Origin of the sequence: Planomonospora sp. ID67723, from assembly GCF_015711605.1 — a bacterium.
Classification (GTDB): domain Bacteria; phylum Actinomycetota; class Actinomycetes; order Streptosporangiales; family Streptosporangiaceae; genus Planomonospora_A.
Window position 1 is genome coordinate 563,055 of the sequence record NZ_JABTEZ010000001.1, and the last position, 25,139, is coordinate 588,193.

Annotated in this window: 23 protein-coding genes and 2 pseudogenes; 12 read left to right on the forward strand and 13 right to left on the reverse strand. The window is 72.7% G+C overall.

Annotated features, from left to right (window positions below; all coding sequences use genetic code 11):
• Positions 1 to 203: 203 nt before the first annotated feature.
• From HS041_RS02540 to HS041_RS39125, 3 genes and pseudogenes are all read left to right on the forward strand, one after another.
• Positions 204 to 1,106 (forward strand): TauD/TfdA dioxygenase family protein, encoded by a 903-nt coding sequence (locus HS041_RS02540; RefSeq protein WP_196438905.1) that lies wholly within the window; start codon positions 204 to 206, stop codon positions 1,104 to 1,106.
• 189 nt (positions 1,107 to 1,295) lie between these two features.
• Positions 1,296 to 2,162 (forward strand): annotated as a pseudogene (locus HS041_RS39120) (sulfatase-like hydrolase/transferase); the annotation flags it as partial.
• Between the two features lie 193 nt (positions 2,163 to 2,355).
• Positions 2,356 to 3,468, forward strand: coding sequence for a sulfatase/phosphatase domain-containing protein (locus tag HS041_RS39125; protein ID WP_255529537.1), 1,113 nt, complete (start codon positions 2,356 to 2,358; stop codon positions 3,466 to 3,468).
• A gap of 291 nt (positions 3,469 to 3,759) precedes the next feature.
• Here HS041_RS39125 and HS041_RS02550 read toward each other — a convergent pair whose 3' ends face one another.
• Positions 3,760 to 4,155: a hypothetical protein gene (locus HS041_RS02550; protein ID WP_196438906.1), complete on the reverse strand. Its 396-nt coding sequence runs from the start codon at positions 4,153 to 4,155 to the stop codon at positions 3,760 to 3,762.
• 275 nt (positions 4,156 to 4,430) lie between these two features.
• On the opposite strand from HS041_RS02550, the gene HS041_RS02555 reads away from it, so the two are divergent.
• A complete protein-coding gene (locus HS041_RS02555) occupies positions 4,431 to 4,823 on the forward strand; it encodes a DUF6766 family protein (RefSeq protein WP_196438907.1) in 393 nt (130 codons plus the stop codon).
• A 34-nt stretch (positions 4,824 to 4,857) separates the two neighbouring features.
• On the opposite strand, the gene selA is transcribed toward HS041_RS02555, so the two are convergent.
• Entirely contained in the window at positions 4,858 to 6,201 is a 1,344-nt protein-coding gene (gene selA / locus HS041_RS02560) for an L-seryl-tRNA(Sec) selenium transferase (RefSeq protein ID WP_196438908.1), read from the reverse strand.
• A gap of 393 nt (positions 6,202 to 6,594) precedes the next feature.
• On the opposite strand from selA, the gene HS041_RS02565 reads away from it, so the two are divergent.
• Entirely contained in the window at positions 6,595 to 7,020 is a 426-nt protein-coding gene (locus HS041_RS02565; RefSeq protein ID WP_196438909.1) for a rhodanese-like domain-containing protein, read from the forward strand.
• A gap of 68 nt (positions 7,021 to 7,088) precedes the next feature.
• Here the strand turns inward: HS041_RS02565 and HS041_RS02570 are convergent, their stop codons facing one another.
• Positions 7,089 to 7,481, reverse strand: coding sequence for a DUF1622 domain-containing protein (locus HS041_RS02570; RefSeq protein ID WP_196438910.1), 393 nt, complete (start codon positions 7,479 to 7,481; stop codon positions 7,089 to 7,091).
• Positions 7,482 to 7,697: 216 nt separating this feature from the next.
• Here HS041_RS02570 and HS041_RS02575 point away from each other — a divergent pair.
• Positions 7,698 to 7,889 (forward strand): annotated as a pseudogene (locus HS041_RS02575) (methyl-accepting chemotaxis protein); the annotation flags it as partial.
• A 35-nt stretch (positions 7,890 to 7,924) separates the two neighbouring features.
• Here the strand turns inward: HS041_RS02575 and HS041_RS02580 are convergent.
• A complete protein-coding gene (locus HS041_RS02580; protein WP_196438911.1) occupies positions 7,925 to 8,884 on the reverse strand; it encodes a helix-turn-helix transcriptional regulator in 960 nt (319 codons plus the stop codon).
• Positions 8,885 to 8,947: 63 nt separating this feature from the next.
• On the opposite strand from HS041_RS02580, the gene HS041_RS02585 reads away from it, so the two are divergent.
• Positions 8,948 to 10,198, forward strand: a complete 1,251-nt coding sequence (locus tag HS041_RS02585; RefSeq protein ID WP_196438912.1) for an epoxide hydrolase family protein — start codon at positions 8,948 to 8,950, stop codon at positions 10,196 to 10,198.
• 82 nt (positions 10,199 to 10,280) lie between these two features.
• Here the strand turns inward: HS041_RS02585 and HS041_RS02590 are convergent, their stop codons facing one another.
• The 3 genes from HS041_RS02590 to HS041_RS39900 all read right to left on the reverse strand — a co-directional run bounded on the left by HS041_RS02590 (position 10,281) and on the right by HS041_RS39900 (position 13,921).
• Entirely contained in the window at positions 10,281 to 12,266 is a 1,986-nt protein-coding gene (locus HS041_RS02590; protein ID WP_196438913.1) for a DNA/RNA non-specific endonuclease, read from the reverse strand.
• Between the two features lie 354 nt (positions 12,267 to 12,620).
• Positions 12,621 to 13,397: an SDR family oxidoreductase gene (locus tag HS041_RS02595; protein ID WP_307845140.1), complete on the reverse strand. Its 777-nt coding sequence runs from the start codon at positions 13,395 to 13,397 to the stop codon at positions 12,621 to 12,623.
• A 65-nt stretch (positions 13,398 to 13,462) separates the two neighbouring features.
• Entirely contained in the window at positions 13,463 to 13,921 is a 459-nt protein-coding gene (locus HS041_RS39900; RefSeq protein ID WP_307845141.1) for a MarR family winged helix-turn-helix transcriptional regulator, read from the reverse strand.
• 66 nt (positions 13,922 to 13,987) lie between these two features.
• Between HS041_RS39900 and HS041_RS02605 the strand changes: the two genes are divergently transcribed.
• Entirely contained in the window at positions 13,988 to 15,028 is a 1,041-nt protein-coding gene (locus HS041_RS02605; protein ID WP_196438914.1) for a hypothetical protein, read from the forward strand.
• A 4-nt stretch (positions 15,029 to 15,032) separates the two neighbouring features.
• On the opposite strand, the gene HS041_RS02610 is transcribed toward HS041_RS02605, so the two are convergent.
• The 4 genes from HS041_RS02610 to HS041_RS02625 all read right to left on the reverse strand — a co-directional run bounded on the left by HS041_RS02610 (position 15,033) and on the right by HS041_RS02625 (position 18,220).
• Entirely contained in the window at positions 15,033 to 16,064 is a 1,032-nt protein-coding gene (locus tag HS041_RS02610) for an ABC transporter ATP-binding protein (RefSeq protein ID WP_196438915.1), read from the reverse strand.
• A gap of 82 nt (positions 16,065 to 16,146) precedes the next feature.
• Positions 16,147 to 16,992 (reverse strand): ABC transporter permease, encoded by an 846-nt coding sequence (locus HS041_RS02615; RefSeq protein ID WP_196438916.1) that lies wholly within the window; start codon positions 16,990 to 16,992, stop codon positions 16,147 to 16,149.
• A gap of 3 nt (positions 16,993 to 16,995) precedes the next feature.
• On the reverse strand, positions 16,996 to 17,832 hold the full coding sequence (modA, locus tag HS041_RS02620) for a molybdate ABC transporter substrate-binding protein (RefSeq protein ID WP_196438917.1): 837 nt from the start codon (positions 17,830 to 17,832) through the stop codon (positions 16,996 to 16,998).
• A complete protein-coding gene (locus HS041_RS02625; protein ID WP_196438918.1) occupies positions 17,810 to 18,220 on the reverse strand; it encodes a TOBE domain-containing protein in 411 nt (136 codons plus the stop codon). The genes modA and HS041_RS02625 overlap by 23 nt, the downstream gene beginning before the upstream one ends.
• A 247-nt stretch (positions 18,221 to 18,467) precedes the next feature.
• Between HS041_RS02625 and HS041_RS02630 the strand changes: the two genes are divergently transcribed.
• Positions 18,468 to 20,405 carry a histidine kinase gene (locus HS041_RS02630; RefSeq protein ID WP_196438919.1) on the forward strand — a complete coding sequence of 646 codons (1,938 nt, stop codon included), beginning with the start codon at positions 18,468 to 18,470 and terminating at the stop codon, positions 20,403 to 20,405.
• On the opposite strand, the gene HS041_RS02635 is transcribed toward HS041_RS02630, so the two are convergent.
• Complete coding sequence (locus tag HS041_RS02635; RefSeq protein ID WP_196438920.1) at positions 20,331 to 20,936, reverse strand: response regulator transcription factor; 606 nt, start codon at positions 20,934 to 20,936, stop codon at positions 20,331 to 20,333. The two genes, HS041_RS02630 and HS041_RS02635, sit on opposite strands and share 75 nt — an antisense overlap.
• A gap of 106 nt (positions 20,937 to 21,042) precedes the next feature.
• Between HS041_RS02635 and HS041_RS02640 the strand changes: the two genes are divergently transcribed.
• On the forward strand, positions 21,043 to 21,513 hold the full coding sequence (locus HS041_RS02640; RefSeq protein ID WP_196438921.1) for a VOC family protein: 471 nt from the start codon (positions 21,043 to 21,045) through the stop codon (positions 21,511 to 21,513).
• A gap of 52 nt (positions 21,514 to 21,565) precedes the next feature.
• Positions 21,566 to 22,333 carry a LamG domain-containing protein gene (locus HS041_RS02645; protein WP_196438922.1) on the forward strand — a complete coding sequence of 256 codons (768 nt, stop codon included), beginning with the start codon at positions 21,566 to 21,568 and terminating at the stop codon, positions 22,331 to 22,333.
• 37 nt (positions 22,334 to 22,370) lie between these two features.
• Here the strand turns inward: HS041_RS02645 and HS041_RS02650 are convergent, their stop codons facing one another.
• Positions 22,371 to 23,207, reverse strand: a complete 837-nt coding sequence (locus tag HS041_RS02650; protein ID WP_196438923.1) for an SDR family NAD(P)-dependent oxidoreductase — start codon at positions 23,205 to 23,207, stop codon at positions 22,371 to 22,373.
• A 296-nt stretch (positions 23,208 to 23,503) separates the two neighbouring features.
• Here HS041_RS02650 and HS041_RS02655 point away from each other — a divergent pair, with 296 nt between their 5' ends.
• Positions 23,504 to 25,102: a histidine kinase N-terminal 7TM domain-containing diguanylate cyclase gene (locus HS041_RS02655; protein WP_230878639.1), complete on the forward strand. Its 1,599-nt coding sequence runs from the start codon at positions 23,504 to 23,506 to the stop codon at positions 25,100 to 25,102.
• Positions 25,103 to 25,139 lie beyond the last annotated feature (37 nt).

A 25,139-nucleotide genomic window follows, 5' to 3' on the forward strand; every position in this document is an offset into this window, starting at 1 on the left:
CGCACCCGGCGCCGCCGCCCAGAAAAACCCTAATTTCCTACCAATTCAGTTGACTTCTCTCCGTGCCGGATCTACGGTTGGCGGCATGACGACCCCCGTTCCGCTGACCACCCGCGGCCACGTGGACTTCTGCCGCGTGGCCAGCGCGCTCTGTCGTTCCTTCCAGCCATAGCCCATCCCTTTCCTGGAAGGACCTCACACCCATGTCCACCCTGTCCGTCACCCCCGTCGCCGGCCGGATCGGCGCCGAGGTCACCGGCGTGCGACTCGCCGGCGACCTGCCCGCCGACGTGGTCGCCGAGATCCGCCTGGCCCTGCTCACCCACAAGGTGATCTTCTTCCGCGGCCAGGAGCACCTCGACGAGCGCGGCCAGACGGCCTTCGCCCGGCTGCTCGGCGAGCTGACCACCGCCCACCCGACCGTGCCCGCCTTCGGCGGCAACGCGCACATCCTCGACCTCGACTACAGCGGCGGCCAGAAGGTCGACCGGTGGCACACCGACGTCACCTTCGTCGACCGCCCGCCCGCGGCTTCCGTGCTGCGCGCGGTGACCGTGCCCGCGGCGGGCGGCGACACGCTGTGGGCCAACGCCGTCACCGCCTACGAGTACCTGCCCGCCGAGCTGCGCGAGCTGGTGGAGCGGCTGCGCGCCGTGCACACCAACCAGTTCGACTACGCGCGGATAGCCGCCTCGGAGGACCCCGAACGGGCCCGGGCGTACGCGGAGGTCTTCGCCTCCACGGTCTTCGAGACCGAGCATCCGGTCGTGCGGGTGCATCCCGAGACCGGGGAGCGGTCGATCCTGCTGGGCGACTTCGCCAGGCGGCTGTCCGGGCTGTCGGCCTCGGCCTCGGCCTCGGTCATCCGGCTGATCCAGGACCAGGTCACGGCGGTGGAGAACACCGTGCGCTGGCGGTGGGCCCCGGGCGACGTCGCCGTCTGGGACAACCGGGCCACCCAGCACCGGGTCGTGCACGACTTCGGCGACCGGCCGCGCCGCCTGCACCGCGTCACCATCGCCGGGGACGTCCCCGTCGGCGTGGACGGCCGGCCCAGCACCGTGCTGACCGGCGACGCCGCCGCCTACTCACCCGTCGCCGCCTGACCCGCTCCGCTCCACCCCGCCCCGCCCCGGCCGCCTGAGGCGGCCGGGGCTTTCCCCTGCAAGAGGGACGCCGTCATGAGTTTCCCCGAACGCGTCGGCCGTACGGTGGCCGACTCCACCTCGCACTGGCCCGAGCCGGTCCGCGCCCCCGAGGGCGCGCCGAACATCGTCGTGGTCCTCCTCGACGACATGGGCTTCGCCGACATCGGGCCGTTCGGCGCGGAGATCGAGACTCCGACGCTGGACCGGCTGGCCGCCGGCGGTCTGCGATTCACCAACTACCACACCACCCCGCTGTGCTCGCCCTCCCGCGCCTCGCTGCTGACCGGGCTCAACCACCACCGGGCGGGGTACGCGTTCGTCGCCAACGCCGACCCGGGCTTCCCGGGCTACACCTTCGAGATCGCCGACGACGTGCCGACGCTCCCGGAGATCCTGCGCGGGGCCGGCTACGCCACCTTCGCGGTCGGCAAGTGGCACCTCACCAAGGACGCCACCATGAACGACGGCGCGCCCCGCTCGTCGTGGCCGACGCAGAAGGGCTTCGACCGCTTCTACGGCATCCTGGAGGGGCTGACCTCCCTGCACCACCCGCACCGGCTGGTCCGCGACAACTCCCCCGTCGAGGTCGACGCCTACCCCGAGGGCTACTACCTCACCGACGACCTGACCGACCAGGCCATCGGGATGATCAAATCGCTGCGGGCGCACGACGCGCGCAAGCCGTACTTCCTCTACCTCGCCCATCCGGCGGTGCACGGCCCGCTCCAGGCGAAGCCCGCCGACATCGTCAAATATCGCGGAAAATATGCCAAGGGATGGGACATGCTCCGCGAGGAGCGCTTCGCCCGCCAGCTCGCGAGCGGTCTCTTCCCCGAGGGCGCGGTGCTGCCGCCGCGCGCCTCCGAGCAGTTCCACGACGTACCCGCCTGGGGCTCCCTGCCGGAGGAGGAGCGCGAACTGTTCGCCCGCTACCAGGAGGTCTACGCCGCGATGGTCGACAACGTCGACCAGAACCTCGGCCGCCTGCTGACGGTGATCGAGCAGTACGGCGAGCTCGACGACACCGTAGTGATCTTCACCTCCGACAACGGCGGCACCGGCGAGGGCGGGGTGCGCGGCACCCGCTCCTACTTCAAGCAGTTCGTCCAGCGGGCGGCCCTGCCCGCCGACTGGACTCCCGACGTGCCCCGCGATCCGGGGCTGATCGGCGGACCGCGGACGATGGTCCACTACCCGCGGCTGGGGCATGGCCTCCAACACGCCGTTCCGGCTCTACAAGGGCACCACCCACGCGGGCGGCGTGCGCGTGCCGTTCGTGCTGTCCTGGCCCGCGGGCCCGATCGAGGGCCGCGGGGGCACGCGTACCCGCTACCAGTACGTCACCGACGTCCTGCCCACCCTCCTGGACCTGGCCGGGATCTCCCGGCCGGACCGGCACCGTGGCGAGCCCGTCGCCTCACTCGACGGCCGCACGTTCGCCGACGCGCTCGGCGACCCGGCCGCGCCGAGCACCCACCCCGAGCAGTACGCCGAGATGACCGGCAACCGCGCCTTCTACCGCGACGGCTGGAAGCTGGTCACCCTGCACCGGCCCGGACGCCCCCACGACGAGGATCCCTGGGAGCTGTACGACCTGCGCGCAGACCCGACCGAGACCCGCGACCTCGCCGCCGAACGGCCCGACCTGGTGGAGGAGCTGGCCGCGGCCTGGGAACGGGCGGCCGGGGAGAACCAGGTGTTCCCCCTCGACGACGGCACCGGCTACCTGTGGACCGCCCGCCCGCCGTCAGAGGCGGCTTTCGCCGAACCGGTCGTCCTGCTGCCCGGCACGCCCACCCTGGAGCGCTACCGCGCCGCCCAGCTCGTCGCGTTCCGTGACTTCCGGGTGGACATCCGGCTCACGCACGGCCCCGGCGACCAGGGCGTGCTGGTGGCTCACGGCGACCAGGGCGGCGGTTACTGCCTCTACATCGAGGACGGCCGGGTCCGCCTGGCCTACAACGAGTACGGCGTGCTGTGGGAGGTGGCGGGCGAGTTCGTACGGCCCGGCGCCCGCGTCGTCTCGCTCACGGCGCAGGCCCTGCCCGGCTACCGGTGGGACCTCGCGATCGAGCAGGACGGCGTGCGGACCGCCCGGCTGGACAGCGTGCAGATGCTGATCGGCCTGGCCCCGATGGAGGGGATCGACGTCGGGATCGACCGCCGTTCCCCCGTCTCCTGGTCCGTCTACGAGCGCCACGGCGCCTTCCCCTACGGCGGCGACCTGATCTCGGTCACCTACCTGCCGGGTGAGCCCGCCGGCTACGACCCGAAGGAGGTGCTGACCGCCCTGCGCGCGGCGGCCGAGGCGTACGACTGAGGGCGGCCGGCCGGTCGGGACGGGCGGCCGGCCGGTCGGGACGGGCGGCCGGCCGGTCGGGACGGGCGGCGGTTCCGGCCGCCGGGGCGGTCCTCGGAGACGAACGGGACGGAGGCGGCGCGGGGGGACGGCGCGCCTGCCGGTGACGGCGCTGACCGCGCGGATGAAACCGGCCCCGCGGCGCTCTGCCTCCAGGAAGCGGGAGTCACCGGTGAGGCCGTACAGGCGGGCCGGCACGATGCCGCCGTCGCCCCGCGGGGCTCCGCACCCGCGACGATCGACCGGCCGAGGTCAGGACCGGCCGCAGGCCGAGTCGTGACCGGTGCGCCGGCGCCACACCGCGAGCCACGCGGCCTCCGCCGCCGCGTCGAGCAGGTAGGTGGCCCTGATCCGTCCCCGGGGCACGTAGATCATGTCGATGGCGAGCAGGGTCGCCGCGGTGGCGACCCCGATCCGCCGGGCGTGCCCGACGCCCTCGGGGGTGGCCGCGGCGCGCAGCTGGGCCCAGCCCACCCCGACCAGCAACCCGGCCACCGTACGGACCAGCCAGTCGTCCTCCTTGGGACCGAAGACCTTCTCGAAGCTGGGCAGGTGCACCAGCGGCCACAGGCCCGACAGCACGTTGAACACCCCGTGCGCCCGCGCCCGCCAGATCCCCGGCGGCTCTTCACGCCCGACGTCTTCCATACCGCGGACGCTGCCCCGTCCCCGGTCAGGCAAACCCGCGCCGACCGGCGAGGAAGGAACCGCCGTGGCCCGCCCGGCGAGCGGCTTCGTCATGGCCGCCGTACGGCCCGCCGTCACGCAGGGACCCGCGTCCTCGCCTCGCGGCTGAACAGCCGTTCGCCGCTCCGCCCGGCACTCGAACGCTCACCACCGGAGAGGCCGGGAGGCCGTCCCCGCCGTTTCGAATGGGAGCCGCCGGGAAGCTGGTGCCCGTTGTGCCCGTGGGAAGGAGAGCCATGCTGCAGGAAGCACGACGGGAGAAGAACCGGCCCGGCCCGCCATTTCACAAACCGCGCTTCGCGCGAGCCTATTCGTTCGCCCTGGTGACGGGGGCGTTCTTCGCGTTCTCCTGGATTGGGCAATTCGTCTTCCAGTTGATCTCGTTCCAGAACGAGCAGTCCGAGCACGGCCGGCCCTTCGCCTGGTCGGAATACCTTCCCCAGTTCCTCGCCTCCAGCTTCGAAAACTGGCAGTCGGAGTTCCTGCAGCTGATCTGGCAGGCGGCCGGACTCGCCATGCTGTATTACTGGGGATCGTCCCAGTCGAAGGAGAGCGACGAGCGCATCGAGGCGAAACTCGACGCCCTGCTCAAAGACCGCGGCATCGGACCCGACGACGTGAGCCGCTGACGCGGCGGAGACGGTCCGCCGACCGGGGCGCGACTCACCCGCCGGTCGGGGCGCTCCGCGGCCGTTCCCCCGCGGACTCCGCCACTCCGATGACGGCCTCCAGCAACCTCTCGTCGTCGGCTTCCGGGACGGCCCGCAGGTCGAGCAGGCAACGGCCGCGCTCGACCCGGCCGAGGACCGGAGGTTCCCCCCGGCGGAGGGGCGCGGCCAAGCCCTCGTCGAGGGCGACGGCGGCGCTCCGCAGGGAGACCTCCGGCGCTCCCCCGCCGCCGACCACGCCCAGGCTGTCGACCGCCGTGGCGTCGATCCCCCTGTCGCACAGCCGTGCCGCCAGCTTCTCGGCCCGCCCGCGCAATGCCGCCGGGTCGGCGTGCAGCGCCTCCCGGGTGGGCGTGTCGGGTCCGCCGACCGTGGCCTCCAGCGCGGCCAGGGTGGTCTTGTCCACACGCAGCGCCCGCGCCAGCGGGTGGCGGCGCAACCGCTCGACGAGATCCGCGCGGCCGAAGAGCAGCCCGCTCTGCGGGCCGCCGAGCAGCTTGTCCCCGCTGGTGGTGACCAGGTCGGCGCCCTGTCGCAGCCATGTGGTCACGTCGGGCTCCTCGGGCAGCAGCGGCTCGGGACGCAACAGCCCGGATCCGGCGTCGGCCACGAGAGGGACGCCGCGCTCCCGGCACAACACCGCCAGCTCGGTGACCGGAACGGCCGAGGTGAATCCCCGGACCTGGTAGTTGGACGGGTGGACCTTCAGCACCATCCCGGTCTCGGGACCGATCGCCGCCGCGTAGTCGCGGGTGACGCTGCGGTTGGTCGTGCCGACCTCCCGCAGCCGCGCCCCGGTGGAGACCAGCAGCTCGGGGAGCCGGAAGCCGTCACCGATTTCGATGAGCTCGCCCCGGCTGATGACGACCTCCCGCCCCGAGGCGAGTGCCGTGGCCGCCAGGATGAGGGCCGCGGCGTTGTTGTTCACCACGTGCACGCCCTCGGCCTCGGGTACGGCGGCGGCCAGCGCGGCGAGAGCCGTACGCCCCCGCCTGCCGCGGGAACCCGTGGCGAGGTCGAACTCGATGTCGGTGACCCCGGCGGCCAGCTCCATCGCCTGGCGGGCCGCGGCCGACAGCGGGGCCCGCCCCAGGTTGGTGTGGAGCAGCACGCCCGTGGCATTGATCACCGGCCGCAGCCCGGCGGCGCTCGCCGGCAACGCGGCCAGCACGGCCGTCATGATCTCCCCAGGGGTGATCTCCCCCTCCCTGGCGCGCCGCTGCGCGGCGATGATCATGCCCTTGACCCGTTCCGTCCCCAGCCGCAGCCGCGCCTCGCCCAGCCGTGGATCGGCGAGCAGGACGTCCGTGCGCGGGATCGAACGGCGATGATCCGTCATGCCCTGGAACCTACCCGTCCCCCGCCACGGCGCCTCACACGGGGACCGTCACCGGCCGGACGCGCCTTCGCAAATCAACGGGCGGCCGGCGGAAGCAGTCCCGGCGAAAACAGCAAATGAGCGGCGCCGAACCAACCCTTGATCGAACATGGGCTCTCGTGTAGGTTCTCCGGCGGACCCGAACATTCCCGTTTTTCCACACCCCACGACTCTCGTTTTCATTCGATAATCAGCCGGATCGCGATTCTCTTTATGGAGGGGTTGACGCGTTGCCGATTTCACCGCGCGCGTCCGCGGGATGAGCCCCCGGCGTCCCCGTCATCGGCGAGCCGATCCCCGCGGCCCCCGTCCCATCGTCGCCGGGAGCCGGCCCCCGGCCCGTCCTGGAGTGTCATGAGCGGAATCGACGACTTCCTCGACAGGGCGCGCGGCAGGCTGAAGCGGTTGTCCCCGCAGGAGGCCTGGTGGGCGGCCCGGGACCGCGGGCTGATCGTGGACATCCGGCCGGCGTACCAGCGGGCGGCCGACGGGGAGATCACCGGTGCGATCGTCATCGAACGCAACCATCTCGAATGGCGGCTCGACCCGGCCTGCCCGGCCCGCATCGCCGAGGCGGTCTCGGCCGACCTGCGATGGATCATCATCTGCGACGAGGGCTACTCCTCGTCGCTGGCGGCCGCGGCGCTCCACGACATCGGGCTCACCGCCGCCACCGACGTCATCGGCGGCTTCCAGCAGTGGCGCGAAGCGGGGCTGCCCGTGGCCAGGCCGGGGTCCCCCGCCCGGCCGCGCCTGGCACTCGCCGACCGCAGGATCTGATCCGGGAACGGCAGGGCGGGATCCGCGATCCCGCCGTCCTCGGGCGCCTGCCCGCGCACCCGAGGATCTCAGCCGTCCGCGGCGTCGGGCGTGCGACGGCGACGGGCCTGCTCCACCGAGCGGCCCTCCTGTTCGATCTCCCGGCTCAGGAAGAAGTTCAGCGCGGTCCGGATCGCCGCGATCGCCGCCAGTTGCCCGATCTGCGTGAAGCTCGGCGCGATGGCCGTGCGGAGTACGTCCCCGGCTAGCTGGAACTCCAGGCCCAGTGCCAGGAAGCGCCCCAGGAACAGGCGGACGGAGATGAACCCGTCGTCGGCGGAGCGCCTCACCGCGGCCACGACGAACCGGACGAAGGCCACCGCCGCACCGGCGAAGATGATGATCACCCCAGCCGCTTCGACCAGGCGGACCAGCAGGTCCACGGCGTGGCGCAGCGCCTCCTCGGGCAGGATGTCCGGCATGCGGTGCTGTTACCCGCACATCCGGCGTCTAACGTCACACCGCCGATCGCCGGAGATCCAGCGGTCGATCCCGGATAAGGCGGACGCGCGGCAGTCCGCTCGGGAGCGTGCTCCGAATCCTCGCTCACCCTGGTCGTCGGCATCGCCCTGCTGGGCCTCGCCGCCGCGGACGTGGCGGGCGAGGCGGTCGCGACGGCCGGGCGCACCAATGCGCTGATGGCCGAGCTGGGCGACTCCTCTGCCGAGATCGGCAGCGTGGTGAAGGCGATCACTTCGATCGCCGAGCAGACCAACCTCCTGGCACTGAACGCCACCATCGAGGCGGCGCGTGCCGGGGAGGCGGGCAAGGGCTTCGCAGTGGTGGCCGGCGAGGTCAAGGACCTGGCGCAGGAGACGGCCAAGGCGACTGAGGACATCGCCCGGCGACGGCCTCGAGAGAACGATCACCTCGCCCGTACGGCGTGCAGACAGCGGGCGGCCTGGGCGCGGAGGGCGTCCGCGAGCTCCGGCGGGCCGCTGGTGAGGGTGAAGCCGACGTCCACCGAGGTGATCATCCAGACCAGGGCGGACGGGGTTTCGGCGCCGACGTGCAGCAGGCACCTGTGGTCGTCGACGGCCTCGACGACGCCCATGCCGGGCCAGACCCGGTCGGCGACGGCCTCGGCGGACTCGTGCAGGGTGACGGTCGCCTGGAAGGGCCAGGTCCGCGAGGACAGCCGGCGTGCCAGGTAGGCCGCGACGTCGCCGTCGGGCGGTTGCCTGGGGGCGAACCGCGGGCCGGTGGGGGCGCGGGGAGTCAGCCGGTCCACCCGGAAGGTGCGCCAGTCCTCGCGGTCGGTGTCCCAGGCCACGAGATACCAGTGCCGGCCGAAGCTGACCAGGCTGTGCGGTTCGACCGACCGGATCGTGGCCGCGTCCCGTGGGCCGGCGTAGTCGAAACGCAGCCGCTCGTGGCGGCGGCAGGCGTCCGCGATCGCCATCAGCGTGTCCGGGCTCACCGTGGGGCCGACGCCGCCGACCCGGACGGTCGCGGCGTGCAGGGTGCCGACCCGGTGACGCAGCCGGGACGGCAGCACCTGCTCGAGTTTCGTGAGCGCCCGAAGCGAGGTCTCCTCGATCCCGGAGACCGAGCCACCCGCCGCAGTGCGCAGCCCGACCGCCACCGCGACCGCCTCGTCGTCGTCGAGCAGCAGCGGCGGCAACGACGCACCGGCGCCCAGCCGGTAGCCGGCGGAGCCCCGGGTGGCGTTCACGGGGTAACCGAGCCCGCGCAGCCGTTCCACGTCGCGGCGGACCGTACGCGAGGTGACGCCCAGCCGCTCGGCGAGTTCGGCGCCCGACCAGTCGCGGTGCGTCTGCAGGAGCGACAGCAGTTTCAGCAGCCGTGCGGAGGTGTCCACCATGCCGTCAAGATTGCCCGATCCTTAGGACCGCAACTGTCCTAACCGGTCCATAGCGTTGCCGACATGACGAACCCGCAGCAGGGCGTGGAGATCCGCCCGTTCCGCATCGACATCCCCCAGGCCCAGCTCGACGACCTGAGCGCTCGGCTGGCGAACACCCGCTGGCCGGACGAGCTTCCGGGGGTCGGCTGGAGCCGGGGTGTGCCGGTGGGATACCTGAAGGAGCTCGCCGAATACTGGCGCACCGGCTACGACTGGCGGACCCACGAGGCGGCGATCAACGAGCATCCGCAGTACGTCGCCGCCGTCGACGGGCAGGACATCCACTTCCTGCACGTGCGCTCACCCGAGCCCGACGCCGTCGCGCTGCTGCTGTTGCACGGCTGGCCGGGCGGGGTCGTGGACTTCCTCGACGTCATCGGGCCGCTGTCGGATCCCCGCGCGCACGGCGGGGACCCGGCCACCGCCTTCCACCTGGTGATCCCGTCGTTGCCGGGATTCGGGTTCTCCACCCCGCTGGCCGGGCCGGGCATGGGCCCCGCCCGCATGGCCGGGCTGTTCGCACGGCTGATGGCCCGGCTCGGCTACGGCAGGTACGGCGTGCAGGGCTATGACACCGGCTCATGGGTCGCCCCCGAAATCGGCAGGCAGGCCCCCGACCATGTCATCGGCGTCCACATGAACGGCATGATCACCTTCCCTGTCGGCGCGGAAGGCGAGATGGACGGCCTCACCGAGACCGAGCAGCGGCGCTGGCAGGCGATGCAGAACTTCAACGACGGCTACCTGCAGTGCAACTCCAAACGCCCGCAGACGGTGGCGTACGGCCTGCACGACTCCCCGGTCGGCCAGCTCGCCTGGATCGTCGAGAAGTTCAAGGAGCTCACCGACCCCGAAGACGGTCTCCCCGAGGACAGCGTCGACCGCGACCGCATCCTCACCGACGTCTCGATCTACTGGCTCACCGGCACGGCCGGATCGGCGGCGCAGGTGTACTACGAGGAGATCTCCGCCAGCGCCTGGAGCGGGACCGCCGACCAGTGGAGCGACGGCTCCGGTGACGGCGCCGGCTGGGGCGGGGGCACAGACGGCGGCGCGGGCGACTGGACGGGCGACTGGGCGGTGGCTCAGCGCGGGACGGTGCCGACCGGTGCGCTGGTCTCCGCCCACGACGTGACCATCCGCCGATGGGCCGAGCGCGACCACAACATCGTGCACTGGACCGAACTCGGCGAGGGCGGGCACTTCCTCTCGATGGAGGCGCCGGACCTGCTGGTCGGCGACGTTCGCGAGTTCTTCGGCAAGCTGCGCTGAGACGGGGCCCGCGGACCGGCGCGCCGGCCCCCGGAGCCGCCGGCGTCCTCGACCCTGAAGCAGAGCGGTGTCCCGGTCCCGGTCAGAGCAGCAGGTCTTCGGGACGGGCGAGCTCGCGGGGCGAGGATGCGATCTCCAGCCGTTCGAGCGGGTCGGCCTCGATGTGCGGATCGAGGCGCAGGCCGGTGAGGTTGGCGATGCTCCGTACGGGGACCTGGAACGTCCGGTAGGCGCCGTAGGAGAACGACTCCTCGGTGGGCAGTTCGTCGATCAGGGCGGCCTGGCTGAGGAGGTAGCCGGTCACGGACAGGGCGCCGGACTCCTTGACCATCGCGATGATCTTCCAGAACTGGCGCGGCAGCTGGACACCGCGATAGGTGTCGTCGTCGTCGGCCAGAACCGGCCCGGTGAACACGCTGACGGCCAGGTCGTGGGTGTCGGCGTTGTTCAGCACGTAGTCCTCCAGCCCGAGCCACAAGGTCTGGCCCGCGTTGAAGGCGTGGTGCTGGGGCGTGGAGTTGGTGAAGTGGAAGGTGTCGTCGTTGGCCGCCCTGGCCTGGACGTCGGTCGTGCCCCAGGCGGGGTCGAGGCGGCGCACCAGGTGCCCGCGGTCCAGGTCGTTGTCGCGGTAGACGGCCTCGCCGGTCTGCTCCTCGGCCGGTATCCGCGGGTCGAAGATCCAGCGGTCGCTCTCCCGCCTCGGGCGCTGGGAGAGCTTCCCGTCGATGTTGCAGGCGGTGAACAGCGCGAGCCGCCGCTGACGGTGCATGACGACGCTGAAGTGGTGGTAGCGCAGTTCGGCGGAGGCGACCGCGGCCAGTTCGGGTGACGGGACGGGCAACGGAAGCGGATGGGCCAGGAACGCCGGGTCGTAGCCTCCGCGCCCGGCGTAGTCGGGGTCGATCGCGGCCGCCTCGGTCGTCACCGGGGCCGGGCTTTCGAGCCGGACCGTGACCTCCAGCGGGACCGAGATCGTGATCTCGCCGTCCCGCGCGGGCCGGGAGCCCGTCACGGCGAAGGCCGCCGGCGCCGCGCCGTCCGGGGACGGGGGCGCCACCGGGGACACCAGCGGGGACGTCACCGGGGACACCGACGGGGGCAGGGCGGGGGTCACGAGCTCGGTCCGCCCGGAGACGAAGAGCTGGTCGGCGAGCGCGCGCTGCGCCGGCGGCAGGGACGCCCCGCGCACGAACAGGCAGATCCGGCTGATCCGGATCCCCTCGTTGACGAACTTCCCGAAGCCGTCGTCGGCCACCGGCACGGCCGCGTGATGGAGCGCGACGATCTCCCACTGGTCGTTGAACACCGGCGAGCCGGACGATCCCGGTTCGGTGTCGGCCACGTAGTGCAGGAACCGGTCGAGGATGTCGACGACCCGGTTCTCGCGGAGAGCCACCTGCTTCTTCTCCCCGCGCGGGTGCTGCACGATCGTGACGAACTCGCCGACGATCGCCTTGCCCTCGGACTCGATCAGCCGGTTGAACCCGAGCACCGCCAGCTCGGCGACCGGTGCGCGGACGGCGACCAGGGCGAAGTCGAGCTCGTCGTCGGCCAGGAAGAACCGGTCCGGATCGAGCGGGTGCACCATGGTGCTCAGCGGCCTGCCGTCGATCCCGTCCTGGTAGTTGAACTCGATCAGGCTGTTGCGGGCCGTGTCGGCGTCGGGCAGCACGTGGTGGTTGGTCAGCAGCAGCACCGGGGACACCAGCGACCCGGTGCCGAAGCCCGCCAGCCGTCCATGGCCGTCGCGGATGTTCACCCGCCCCACGGCACGTGCCGCGGCCACTCCGGCATCGAGGTAGCGCACACCCACGAAGTCCGCGGTGTTGATGATCTTCTCGAGCTGCGCGTCCGCTCCGGGCGCGTCGCGTTCGATCAGGTCGCTGTCGCCGTAGAACCGGCTGAGCCGGTCGATGCGTTTGCCGATCCGCTCCTGGGTGTCCGCGGCGGCCAGACCACCCGGCAACGCGAGCATCGACTCGTGCTCGTGCCGTTTCGCGGCACGCTCCGCCACCCGCCGCGCAGCCGTCTCGGTCTGCCGCTCCTCCAACAGCTCGATGGACTTCATCGCGCCGCCCCCCTCTTCTCGTCCCCGCACGCCGCCGACGGCCCCGTCCGGGGCATCACGCCTCCTGCGCACGGCTGCCGAGGAATCGTGGATCTCATGCCGGCGGCGCCCACCCGCGAGATCTCCCGTGGCGTCTGCACCGACGGCGCGGGGTCGATGGGCCGCGTCCGGAAGCTTGCCGAGCTCCTCGGACACGACGGGCTGTTCACTCCAATGCCCGAACGACACCTATATCGCTCATACCAGCACTGGATTCACAAAAATCCCTTAATCCTGCAATAGCTTCCTTATCAGCACAAAAGCTAATGGAATGGCGAAACAGGACCGGAGGGTCGGCGCCGTACGCCGGTCTCCTCAGTCGGTGAACAGCTCGCGCCTGCGGAACGGGGCGAGGGCGAAGCGGACCGCGGCTCCGGCCGGGGTGAGCCGGCGCACGTGGGCGCCGTTGCGGGCGCGGGTGATCGCCCGCTCGGCCAGCCAGGGGGCGACGGTCTCGACCCGGTCGGCCAGGATGTTGAAGACCTTCTTGGCCTTCTCCAGCTCCTCGGGGCTGTAGCCGCGGGTGAGCAGGTCGGTGACCACCATGCCGGGGCTGAGCAGCCCGACCGAGACCCCGGGCGGCACCTCCTCGGCCAGGGAGCGGGTCAGGTGGGTGAGCGCCCGCTTGCTCGCGCCGTACACGCTGAGCCCCGGCACCGTACGGCCGTCGCTGCCGAGCCCTTCCATGTTCCACAGGTGGCCGCTCCCCTGGGCGACCATGCCCGCCAGGGCGACCGCGGAGCCGTTGAGAGCGCCGAGGAGGTTCACCTCCACGACCGACCGGGCCTGTCCGGCGGGGAGCCGCCACAGCGGGGCGCGGCTGTGGGAGACGCCGGCGTTGTTGATCCAGATGTCGACCCGGCCGTAGCGCTCGACGGCGGCGTCCCACAACGACTGGACCTGGGCGCGGTCGGTGACGTCGGCGACCATCGCCAGGACGTCGAGTTCGGCGGCCGCCTCACGCACCGAGCCGGCCCGGCTGCCGCACAGCGCCACCCGGTGGCCGCGTGCCAGGAAGGACCGGACCAGCCCGAGGCCGATGCCCCGGGAGCCGCCGGTCACCACGATCGTCTTCACAGGGACCGTCTTCACAGGGTCCGCACCTCCGCAATCCGAAGAGTCCGACGGAAGGAGCCGGACGCCCGCCGCGCGGCGGCTCAGATCGCGCTGATCAGCCTGATCAGCTGCTCACGGAAGACGGCGTAGTCTTCCAGCTCGCCGAACAGGCCGTCGGAGTCGCGTTCCTGCCGGCGCGCCTCCGCCAGCACCCGCAGCCCGGCGGCGGTGACCTCGATGAGGGTCCGGCGCCGGTCGCGCGCGTCCGTCTCCTTGACCACGTAGCCGGACCGCCGCAGGTGCTCGACCGTCCGGCTCATCGTCTGGTCGGTCACCCGGCACAACGCGGCGAGCTCGCGCTGGGGCAGCCGCCCCTCGGCCGCGTGGTGCAGGGCGATCAGGCCCGCGTGGGTGAGACCGCGGGCCGCCAGGAACTCGTGGAAGCGCCCTTCCACCACGCGGGCGGCCACCGAGAGCAGGCGGCCGGTGGGCCAGGAGCGGATGTCGGCGCGCACCGCGTCCGGGTGCCGCGCGACATACCGCTCGTCTCCTGCTGCCACCGGATCATTGTCCCAGAACCGTCCCCTCACCTCCCCCGATTGTTCAGCAAGCTGATTGATTGCACAATGGTCAGCGTGCTGAACGATTCGAGGCGAAGAGACGCCCACCGCGTCCTGGTCATCGGGATAGCGGCCAGCGCCGTACTCACCGGCCTGGTGTGGCTGCTCGGTCAGCGCCTGCACGGCATCCGCCTCCTGCCGGATCAGGGCGCGTCCTGGTACTACTGGAAGCTGCCCGAACCGACCGCCTGGACCCGCGCCTCGGCCTGGCTCGGCTACGCCGCCCACCAGGCGTCGATCTGGGGGCTGATCTACTACGCCCAGACCCGGGTCCGCCGCCCCGCCTCCGGCCTGCACGCCGTCAACGTCGTGGCGCTGGCCGTGAACTTCGGCTTCGTCCTCCTGCACACCGTGCAGACCCACCTGTTCTACGACGGCCTCGCCCAGGACGTGTCGATCTTCAGCTCGCAGGGCTCGGTCGTCCTGCTGCTGGTCGTGGTCCTGCTGATGGAGAACCGGCGCCGGGGCCTGTTCCTGGGCAGGCCGGCGCCCATCCGCGACGAGGTGACGGGGTTCGCCCGCACGTACCACGGCTACCTGTTCAGCTGGGCCGCCGTCTACACCTTCTGGTACCACCCCATGGAGGCCACCAGCGGGCACCTGATCGGCTTCTTCTACATGTTCCTGCTCCTGCTGCAGGGCAGCCTCTTCCTGACCCGGGCGCACACCGACCGCCGGTGGACCTTCACCCTGGAGATCACGGTGGCGGTGCACGGCACCCTCGTGGCCGTCATGACCGGCGGTCCCGGCGGCGCCTGGCCGATGTTCCTGTTCGGCTTCCTCGGCATCTTCCTGATCACGCAGATGCACGGCCTCGGGCTGTCCACGGCCACCAGATGGCTGTTCGCCGCCTGTTACGCCGGTGCCGTCCTGGTGGTGTACGGCGCCCGCGGTCTCGGCTCGGTCCACGAGGTCGTCCGCATCCCCGTGGTCGAGTATCTCCTGGTCGGCGTGACGGCCGCACTGATCTGGCTCGGGCTGAGGGCCTTCCGGCTCCTGACCCGGCGGAGGAGGGCCTCCGCCGGGCGGCGGGCCCGGACACCGTGACCGCTCACGCGGGGTAGGCGTGGGTCTCGGCGGCCTTGACCGCCGCCCAGATCTCCTGCCCGGGACTCAGGTCGAGGTCGGCCACGGCGGCGGGGGTGACGTCGGCGGAGGCCGTGATCGGCCCCTCCAGGTGCACGCGGATGTTGTCGCCGTACCGCTCGATGCCGTCGATGCGGCCCCGCCACAGGTTGCGCGGGCTGCCGTCCGGGCGGGAGCGGTACAGGGCGACGGCCGCGGGCGAGAAGGCGACGAACACCGGCCCGTGCAGGCGCTGGGTCACGCTGAACACGACGTCTCCCACCCTGGCCTCCGGTCCGTCGGCGGTGCCGCGGTACAGGTTGAGGCCGACCAGCCGGGCGACGTAGTCGGTGCGCGGGCGGCGGGCGACCTCGGCGGAGGTGCCCCGCTGCACGACGGCGCCGCCCTCGATGACGACCAGCCGGTCGGCCAGGACCATGGCGTCCAGCGGGTCGTGGGTGACCAGGACGGTGGCGCCGTCGAAGTCGGCCAGGTGGCGGCGGAGCCCGGAGCGGATCTCCAGGCGGGTGTGGGCGTCGAGGGCGGCCAGCGGCTCGTCCAGCAGCAGCAGGCGCGGCCGTACGGCCAGGGCCCGGGCCAGGGCGACGCGCTGGGCCTGCCCGCCGGAGAGCTGCCGGGGTTTGGCGGAGGCGTGCCCGGCCAGGCCGACGCGTTCCAGCAGGGCGGCTGCCGTACGGCGGGCCTCGGCTCTGGGGACGCCGTGGCAGCGGGGGCCGAAGGCGACGTTCTCCAGCGCGGACAGGTGCGGGAACAGCAGGTAGTCCTGGAAGACCACACCGACCGGGCGGCGTTCGGCGGGCAGGGTGTGCACCGGACGGCCGTCGAGCTCGATGCTCCCCGCGGTCAGCGGGGTGAGCCCGGCCAGGGCGCGCAGCGCGGTGGTCTTGCCGGCGCCGTTGGGGCCGAGCAGCGCGATCACCTCCCCCGCCGCCACGTCGAGGTCGGCGTCGAGCCGGAAGGCGGGCCGCTCGACGACCAGGCGGGCGCGGAGGCTCATCGGTGCTCCTTGGGCGTGGAACGGACGTCTCCTCGGTGCCGCTGCGGCGGGCGTCGAGCCATTCGCAGGCGGCGTCCTCTGCTCACCCGCCCACCCTGTTCACCCACCGCTCCCGCAGGCCGGCCAGGATGAGCACGGAGACGGCCAGCAGCACGAGGCTGAGCACGACGGCCGCCTCGGGGTCGGTCTCCAGGGCGAGGTAGACCGCCAGCGGCATGGTCTGGGTGCTGCCGGGGAAGTTGCCGGCGAAGGTGATGGTCGCGCCGAACTCGCCCAGCGCGCGGGCCCAGCACAGCACCGCTCCGGCCAGCACCCCGGGGGCGATCAGCGGCAGGGTGACCCGGCGGAAGACCGTCCAGCGGGAGGCGCCCAGGGTGGCGGCGGCCTCCTCGAAGCGCGGGTCGGCGGCGCGCAGCGCGCCCTCGACGCTGATCACCAGGAACGGCATCGCCACGAACGCCTCGGCGACGACGACCCCGGCGGTGGTGAAGGGCAGCGAGATCCCGAAGGCGGACTCCAGCCACTGGCCGACCAGGCCGCGCCGGCCCAGCACGAGCAGCAGCGCGACACCGCCCACCACCGGGGGCAGCACCAGCGGAACGGTGATCAGCGCGCGCAGCAGGCGGCGACCCGGGAAGTCGGTGCGGGCCAGCAGCCAGGCCAGCGGCACCCCGAGCAGCAGGCAGACCCCGGTGGCGACGGTCGCGGTCACCAGCGACAACCGCAGCGCCTGCAGGACCTGCGGCTCGGCCAGCCGCTGCGGCAGCGTGGACCAGGGGGCGCGGACCAGCAGTCCGGCCAGCGGCAGCACCAGGAAGGCGATGCCCGCCAGCGCGGGCACCAGCAGCGGCCACGGCGGGCGTCCGGGGACGCCGGCCGGTTCGGGGCCGCGGGCGCGGCCCCGGACGGGCGTGGGGGAGGTCGTCACGGCTCAGGGCGCCTCGAAGCCGGCCCTGGTCAGCACGTCCCCGCCCCGCTGCGACAGCACCAGGTCGACGAACCGCCGGGCCAGGTCGCCGGCCGGGGCCCCGGACAGCGCGGCGACGGGATAGTCGTTGATCGCCTCGTCGGCCTCGGGGAAGGCGATGCCCCGGACCTTGCCGCCGGAGGCCAGCACGTCGGTGGCGTAGACCAGGGCGGCGTCGACCTCGCCGAGCGCGGCCTTGGTGAGGGTGGCCTTGACGTCCTGTTCCAGCGTGACGGGGGTGACCGTCAGCCCGGCCGCGTCGAGGGCCTTGACGGCCGCGGCGCCGCAGGGCACCTGCGCGGCGCACAGCGCGACCTTGACCCGGGCGTCGGCCAGGTCCTTCAGCTCGTCGATCCCGGCCGGGTTGCCGGCCGGGACGGCGATCTGCAACTTGTTGCGCGCGAAGACGGCCGGCTCGCCCGCCAGGGAGGCGTCGGTGACGGTCTTCATGGTGGCCGGGCTGGCCGCGGCGAACACGTCGGCCGGGGCGCCCTGGACGATCTGCTGGGCCAGGGTGGCGCTGGAGCCGAAGTTGAAGCGCACCGTGGTGCCCGGGTGCGCCGCTTCGAACGTCCTGCCCAGCTCGGTGAAGGCGCCGGTGAGCGAGGCCGCGGCGAACACCGTCAGCGTCCTGGCGCCGGCCGCGGGAGGAGCGGAGCCGGAACCCGGGCCCGCGGGGGTGGGAGCGGCACCACAGGCCGCCGCACCCACCGCCAGGGCCAAGGCGAGGGGAACGGCCGCAGTCCAGCGGGACAGGCGTTTCGGCCTCACGGCACTCCTAATGACTCGCGGCGCGCGCATGGTCGGGGATCTCCACGACGACGTTGGTGGACTTGATCACGGCGACCGCCACCACCCCCGGCTCCAGGCCCAGCTCGTCGGCGGCCTGGCGGCTCATCAGCGACACCACCCGGAACGGCCCGGCGGCGATCTCGACCTGCGCCATCACCGCGTCCCGGACCACCTCGGTCACGATCCCGCGCAGCCGGTTGCGCGCCGAGGAACGCTCCCTGCCGTCCTCGGCCTCGATCTGGGCGCGGGCGAAGGCGGCCAGGTCCGCGCCGTCGATCCGGCGGTGGCTCTGGCCGTCGCGCCGCGCCGGGAGCCGGCCGGTGTCCACCCAGCGCCGGACGGTGTCGGCGCTGACGCCGAGCAGCGTGGCGGCCTCGCTGATCCGGAATGTCGTCACGACCCGCACTCTACCTCAGCAGATCCTGGGGGCAGATACAGTTTTTATGGGCATCAGCGAGCTGAATTACCGGCAAATCATCGTACATGCGAGTTTCCCTGCTCCGACGGCGACGTCCACGCCTCCGGCACCGGATCCGCCATCGGCGGCGAGGCGGCGGACCTCCCACGCGCGTCGGGAAACGTCTATGAAAAGTGATCTCCGCAGTCCATCGTGAGCTCAGCAGGGGAGAGCGGAGGCCCGGGGGATGGACGAACAGGCCGTACGGCTGGCGCAGCGCGTGGCCGTGGTCGTCAGCGCCGGCTTCGCCTTCGGCGGGGTCATCGGCATCGTCTACGCCGAGGACGGTCCCGCGCGCGAGGTCCTGGCCTTCGCCATGCTGGCGGCCCTGTTCGGCCTGCACCTGCGTAACTGCGTGCGGCGGGCCGACGGCCGCAGGCCGCGCGGCTGGCCGTGGACGCTCGCGGCCCAGGTGGTGCTCACCGCCGCGGGACTGGCCTGGTTCGCGGGCACCTGGTACGGCAACACCGGTTTCCTGGCGGCCGCCGTCCTGCTGCTGATCCGGCGGCCGTGGGCGCGGTGGGGCGGGTTCGCGCTGGTTCTGGCCGCGCAGTTCCTGTCCGCGCTCACCGTGCGGCCGACGGTGGGCGAGGCGCTCTACCTCGTCGTCGGCCAGGCCGCGTTCGTCGGCGTCGCCCTGTACGGCGTGGTGCGGCTGGCCGACCTGATCACCGACCTGCGCGGCACGCAGGCCGCTCTGGCCGCCGCCGCCGTGGCCGGGGAGCGGCTGGCCTTCGCCGAGCAGCTCAACCAGCGGATCGGCGCCGGCCTGGAGCGGGTCGTGCGGCACGGCGAGGCCGTACTGGAGGCTCCCGGCTCCGGCAGGGCGCGGCAGGAGCTTGAGGAGGGCCTGGCCACGGCGCGTACGGCGCTGTCCGAGGTCAGATGGGTCTCGCATGCCCACCGCGAGAGCGCGGTGACGGCCTCGGCCGCGCGGGCGGTGGCGGGTGACCTCACCACGCGGACGGTGGCGGTGCTCGTGACCGCGACCGCGGTGCTCATGATCGTGCCGCGCGAGGTGCGCCACGTCCTGCGCCTGCAGCTCCCCGCCGGACAGGTCGCGCTGTTCGCGTCGGCGCTGACCGCGTTCGTCCTGCTGCTCCTGTACGCCTGCCTGGGCGGCGGCAGGGGCCGGCTCCGGACGCTGGCCGCGCTGGCGGCCCTCACCTACGTACCGGCGGCGGTGCTCGGCCCGGAGCTGTGGTACGTCGCCACCTTCCTGGCCGGCGCCGTCATCGTGCTCCTGCGCGGCCCGCTCCGGTGGATCGCGGCGGCGGGGGTGACGTCCGGGGACGCGGCCTTCCACCTGTTGGTCAGCGGGCACGCGGGCAACCTGCTGGACGTGGTCTACGGCGTGGTGTACACCGCCGAGCGGGCGATCATCGTCTACGCGCTGTGGCGGATGGCCGGGCTGACCGCCGAACTGCGCGCGGCCCGCGCGGAGCTGGCCCGGGCCGGGGTGGCGCGCGAACGGCTGCGGTTCGCACGCGACCTGCATGACCTGCTGGGCTACGGCCTGTCCGTGGTGGTGCTCAAGGCGGAATTGGCCTTCCGCCTGCTGGGCAGGGACGCGGAGGCCGCCGGGCGCGAGCTGTCCGAGGGGCTCGACGCGGCCCGCCGGGTGCTGGCCGACATCGGCTCCGTCGCCTCCGGCTACAGCGAGATCTCCCTCGCCACCGAGACGGCCTCCGCCCGTGCCGTGCTGAGGGCCGCCGGCGTCGAGGTCACCGGGACGGTCACGGACGCCGCGCTGCCCGGCCCGGTGGACACCGCGCTCGCGGCGGTGCTGCGCGAGGGGGTGACCAACATGCTGCGGCACAGCGACGCGCGCCGCTGCACGCTGGAGGTGACGGCGGACGACCGGGGGGTACGGCTCCGCCTCGCCAATGACGGGGCGACGGCCGCACCGTCGCGGGCCGCCGGGGACGGTGCGCCCGGTCACCGGTCCGGGGCGGGGATCGGCAACCTCACGGACCGGCTCGGCGAACTGGGCGGGCGGCTGCGGATCGAGGCGACGGGGGACGACTACGCCCTGGTGGCCGAGGCGCCCCTACAGCCAGCCCTCGTCGGTGGCGATGCGGATCGCGTCGACCCGGTTCCTGGCGTCGAGCTTCGTGACCGCTGACGACAGGTAGTTGCGCACCGTTCCCCTGCTGAGCGAGAGCCGTACCGCGATCTCGTCGGGCTCCGCGCCCGTGGCCGCCATCCTCAGCACGTCGGCCTCACGGGCGGCCAGCGGGCTGTCCGCCGTGCGCAGCGCGGCGACGGCGAACTGCTGGTCCACCACCTGCTCGCCCGCCGCCACCTTCCTGATGGCCTCGATCAGCTCGCCGGGCGGCGAGTGCTTGAGCAGGAATCCGCTGACGCCCGCGAGCAGCGCGCGGCGCAGGTAGCCCGGTTTGGCCAGGCCGGTGAGAACCAGCGTGCGACAGCCCGGCACGTCCGCGCGGAGCCGGGTGGCCACGCTCAGGCCGTCCAGGCCCGGCAGCTCGATGTCGAGCACGGCCACGTCGGGTTCGCACTCCAGCGCGGCGGGAACGACCTGGTCACCGCGTTCCACGGCGGCGACGACGACCAGGTCGTCCTCGAGTCCCAGAACGGCGGCCAGCGTCTCACGCAGGATGCGGACGTCCTCCGCGATCAAGACTCTGATCACTGTGAATCCTTCACAACCAACTGATGAGCGTGGCACTGCCTCCGGCTCCGGCCGACTGCGAATCTAGAACACATCAGCCCGGAGTACACGAAATAGGGAGAAGATCATGCAGAAGATCACGACTTACCTCTGGTTCGACAACCAGGCAGAGGAAGCGGCCGAACACTACGTCTCCGTCTTCGCCGGCTCCCGCATCGTGAACGTCCAGCGGCACGGAGAGGCGGGGCCCGGTCCGGCCGGCACGGCCATGCTCGTGGAGTTCGAGCTCAGCGGGCAGCGCTTCCTCGCGCTGAACGGCGGCCCGCAGTTCACGTTCACCGAGGCGGTCTCGCTGCTCGTCGACTGCGAGACGCAGGAGGAGGTCGACGACTACTGGGCGAAGCTCTCCGAGGGCGGACAGGAGGGCCCCTGCGGCTGGCTCAAGGACAGGTACGGCCTGTCCTGGCAGGTCGTCCCGCGCAAGCTGCCCGAGCTGCTCGCCGACCCCGACCCGGCCAGGGCCGACCGGGCGATGAAGGCCATGCTCGGCATGAAGAAGATCGACGTCCAGGGGCTGGTGGACGCCGCCGACGGGTGACGGGCCCGCCGGAGCGTTGACCGGGGAGCGGATCGCTGTTGCACTGAACGTCATGGCGAGAATCCTCTCCGTCGCCACGGGGCTGGCGATGACGATGGCCGCCGGCCCGGCCACGGCCGTTCCGCGCCGGATCGACGAGGTGCGCTACGACGGCTCCATGATCTCGCCCGCGTTGGTCGCCGACCGTACGTCCCACGCCCGGCACGGCGCCGTCCTGACCGCCAACGGCGGCCGGGTGCTCTCCCTGCCGGGCGGGACCGGCGACCTCTTCCTGCGTTTTCCCGCCGGGAGCTGCCCGGCGGCGCCCTGCCCCCAGGCGGTCGTCCGGCCGAGCTCCTCCCAGGCGCTGATGCCGCGGGACGGCACGGGACGCTTCAGCTTCGGCGCCGACCTGCGGTTGACCGCCGAGCCCCCGCCGACCGCCGGGATGAACGTGTGGCAGTTCGGCCTGGCCGGCGCCGGGCACAGCCAGTGGAAGCTCCAGGTCGACCAGGGCCGCCCCTCGTGCCGGTGGTCGGACGGCACCGGCACGGTGCTGCTGCCCGCGCACGGCTACCGGCTCGCCGTCGGGCGCTGGCACCGGCTGCGGTGCGCGCGGCTGTCGCCGGTGCTGTTCGAGATCCGGGTGCTCGACCCGGTGACCGGCGCCGCGATCGTCCCGCCCACCCGCGCGATCACCCGGCTGGGCCCGATACTGCCGAAGGGATCGGCGCTGGTCGGCGGCAAGCGGGTGGACGCCGGCCACCACGACGAGCAGACCGACCAGTTCCACGGCGATCTGGACGAGGTGTACTTCGCCTGGTCGTGGGCCGCCTACTGAGCGGCGGCACCGCCTCCTCCCTGCCCTCCTCCCCGTCCTACTCCCTGCCCGGCTCCCCGTCCGGCCCCTCGAACGGGTCCGCGCCACCCGGCTCCGTCATCCCCCGGGTCATCCGCGCCTGGGCGGTCTCGGGCATGAGCTTGCCGGCGACGCTCTGCAGAACGTTCTTCTTCGACCCGGCCACGACGTGGTCGTCCCCCGACATCAGCGCCTCGAAGCCCTGACGCGCCACCTCGGCGGGGTCGTCCTTCTTCCCGGCGCCCACCTTGGTGTCCTCCATGCCCGCGCGGCGGAAGAAGTCGGTGTCGGTGGGACCGGGCAGCAGGGCGGTGACGGTGACCCCGGTGTCCTTGAGCTCCTCGCGGACCGCCTCGGCGAAGGAGTAGAGGAATGCCTTGGAGGCGGCGTACACCGCGTGGAACGGCCCCGGCATCGTGCCGGCGATCGAGGAGGTGAACAGCACCCGGCCCCGTCCGCGGCCGACCATGTCCGGCAGCACCCGCTTGGCCAGGTGGACCGAGGAGACGACGTTCAGCTTGATGAGCTTCAGCTCGTCGTCCAGGTCGGTCTCGCGGGCGAAGTCCCCGCTGACCCCGACACCGGCGTTGATCGCCACCGCGTCCACGGGGCGGCCGGACGCGGTGGCCCGGGTGTACAGCTCCTCGACGCCGTCCCGGTGAGCCAGGTCGACGCGCACGGTGGAGATCGCCGCGCCGAGCTCCTCCAGCGACCGGGCGGCCTCGACGATGCCCTCGTCCTCCGCCGCGACGACGAGATCGAACCCGTGCTCGGCGAACTGCCTGGCGAGCTCGTAGCCGATGCCGCTGGAGGCGCCGGTCACGACGGCCAGCGGCCGGGTCTCGGAGTTTTCCATGGCGTTCCTTCCTCACTGTCACGTTCGGGCCCCGGCCGGATGGTCCGCATGCCGCGGACGGCAGCGGGCCCCGTCTCCCGCGTCTCCTTCCCGGTCCTTTTCGTCCTATCCGGACGGGGCATGGAGGGACCTGCTCCCGAGGACGTCCTCAGGGAGTCCCCGCCGGGCTCTGGACGGCGCCGGGCGGGAGCCGGGAAACCTCTCAGCCGGGGGCAGGCCGTGCCGATGGGACCCCGACGTGTTGGACCAGTCCCGTGACGGTCCCTGGACGGCGAAAGGACTGCGGACACGTGGGGATGCAATCTCTGGCCCTGCTCTTCGCGCTGTCGGCGCTCGTGGCCACCGTGGTGGCGGTCACCGCCTGGCGCCGCCGCCGCGTGACCTCCGCCGTCGGCACGCTGGCGGCCGTCTCGGCGGCCATCGCGGTGTGGTCCCTGGCGAGCGGGCTCCTGATCCCGTTCGGGGACGGCGCGCTCTCCCGCGCCCTGGTGATCCTCCTGTTCCTCGGCATAACCGCCGTCCCGCCGGGTTTCCTCTGCCTGTCCCGGGCCCTGACCGACCGGGGGTGGCGGCTGCCGCGCCGTACCGCCCTGCTCCTGGCCGTCGAACCGCTGCTCGTCACCGCCCTGGTCGCCACCGACCCCTGGCACCGCTCGTTCTTCCCCCCGGCCGGAGGGGTCCTCGACCCGTCCGGCTACACCCCGCTCGCGTGGGCGCACATCGCCTACAGCTACGTCCTGCTGACGATCGCCACGGCACGGGTGTTCCGCGCGTGGGTGCGGGGCCCGCGCGGCCAGCGGGTGCTGTACGGCCTCACCCTGCTCGCCGCCGTCCCCCCGACCGTCGGCAACATCCTCAACGTGACCGGAACCGTGCAGGGGGTGGACCTGAGCCCCGTCGGGTTCTGCGTCACGATGGTCGTGTCCTACTGGCTCTTCGTCCGCCGGTCCCTGCACGAGCTGGTGCCCGTGGCCCGGCAGAACGTCGTCGACATGATCGACGACATGATCGTGACCCTGGACCGGTCGTCCCGGATCCTCGACCTCAATCCTGCGGCGGACCGCATGGTGCGCCGGCTGATGCCGGACCTGCCCGCCCGGCTGGCCGGGCGGGCGATGAGCGAGGTGCTCTGCGACGTCACCCTCACCGAGGGGACCGACACCGACCGGATCTACGCGGACTACCGGGGCAGCGGGCTGGACCTGAACGTGCGCGTCAGCCCGCTGCGCGACGACCGGGGCGACCGTGTCGGCTGGGCCGTGGTCGCCCGCGACATCACCGCGCTCAACCGCCACCGGCGCGCGCTGGAGCAGGCCAACGCCCGGCTGTCCGAGCAACTGCGCACCATCGAGGCGCTCCGCGCCGACCTGGCCGAGCAGGCCGTCCGGGACACCCTGACCGGGCTGCACAACCGCCGCCATCTGATGGACGCCCTGTGCAAGGGAGTGCAGCGGGCCGAGGAGGAGTGCTCGCCGCTCAGCGTCGCCGTCCTCGACATCGACCACTTCAAGCAGGTCAACGACCGTCACGGCCACCGCGCCGGAGACCGGGTCCTGGTCCGCTTCGCCGAGCTCCTCACCGCCGAGGCCCGCTCCGGCGAGGTCGTGGCGCGTTACGGCGGCGAGGAGTTCGTCGTCCTGCTTCCCGGCGTGACGGGCGAGCACGCGTCCGCACGGCTGGAGGAGCTGCGCCGGAAGGTGGCGGCCGACTGCATCCGGGCCGACGGCCACCTGCTGTCGATCACCTTCAGCGCGGGCGTCGCCGCCCTCACTTCCGGGCGGAGCGCTGACGACCTGCTGCACATCGCCGACCAGGCGCTTTACGCCGCCAAGCGGGCCGGGCGGAACCGGATCGAGCAGGCCGCGGGGTCCGGTCCGTCCACCGCGGCGGCCTGACGGGTGCGGGAAGCGTCCCCGGGGCCGCCGCCCGGCG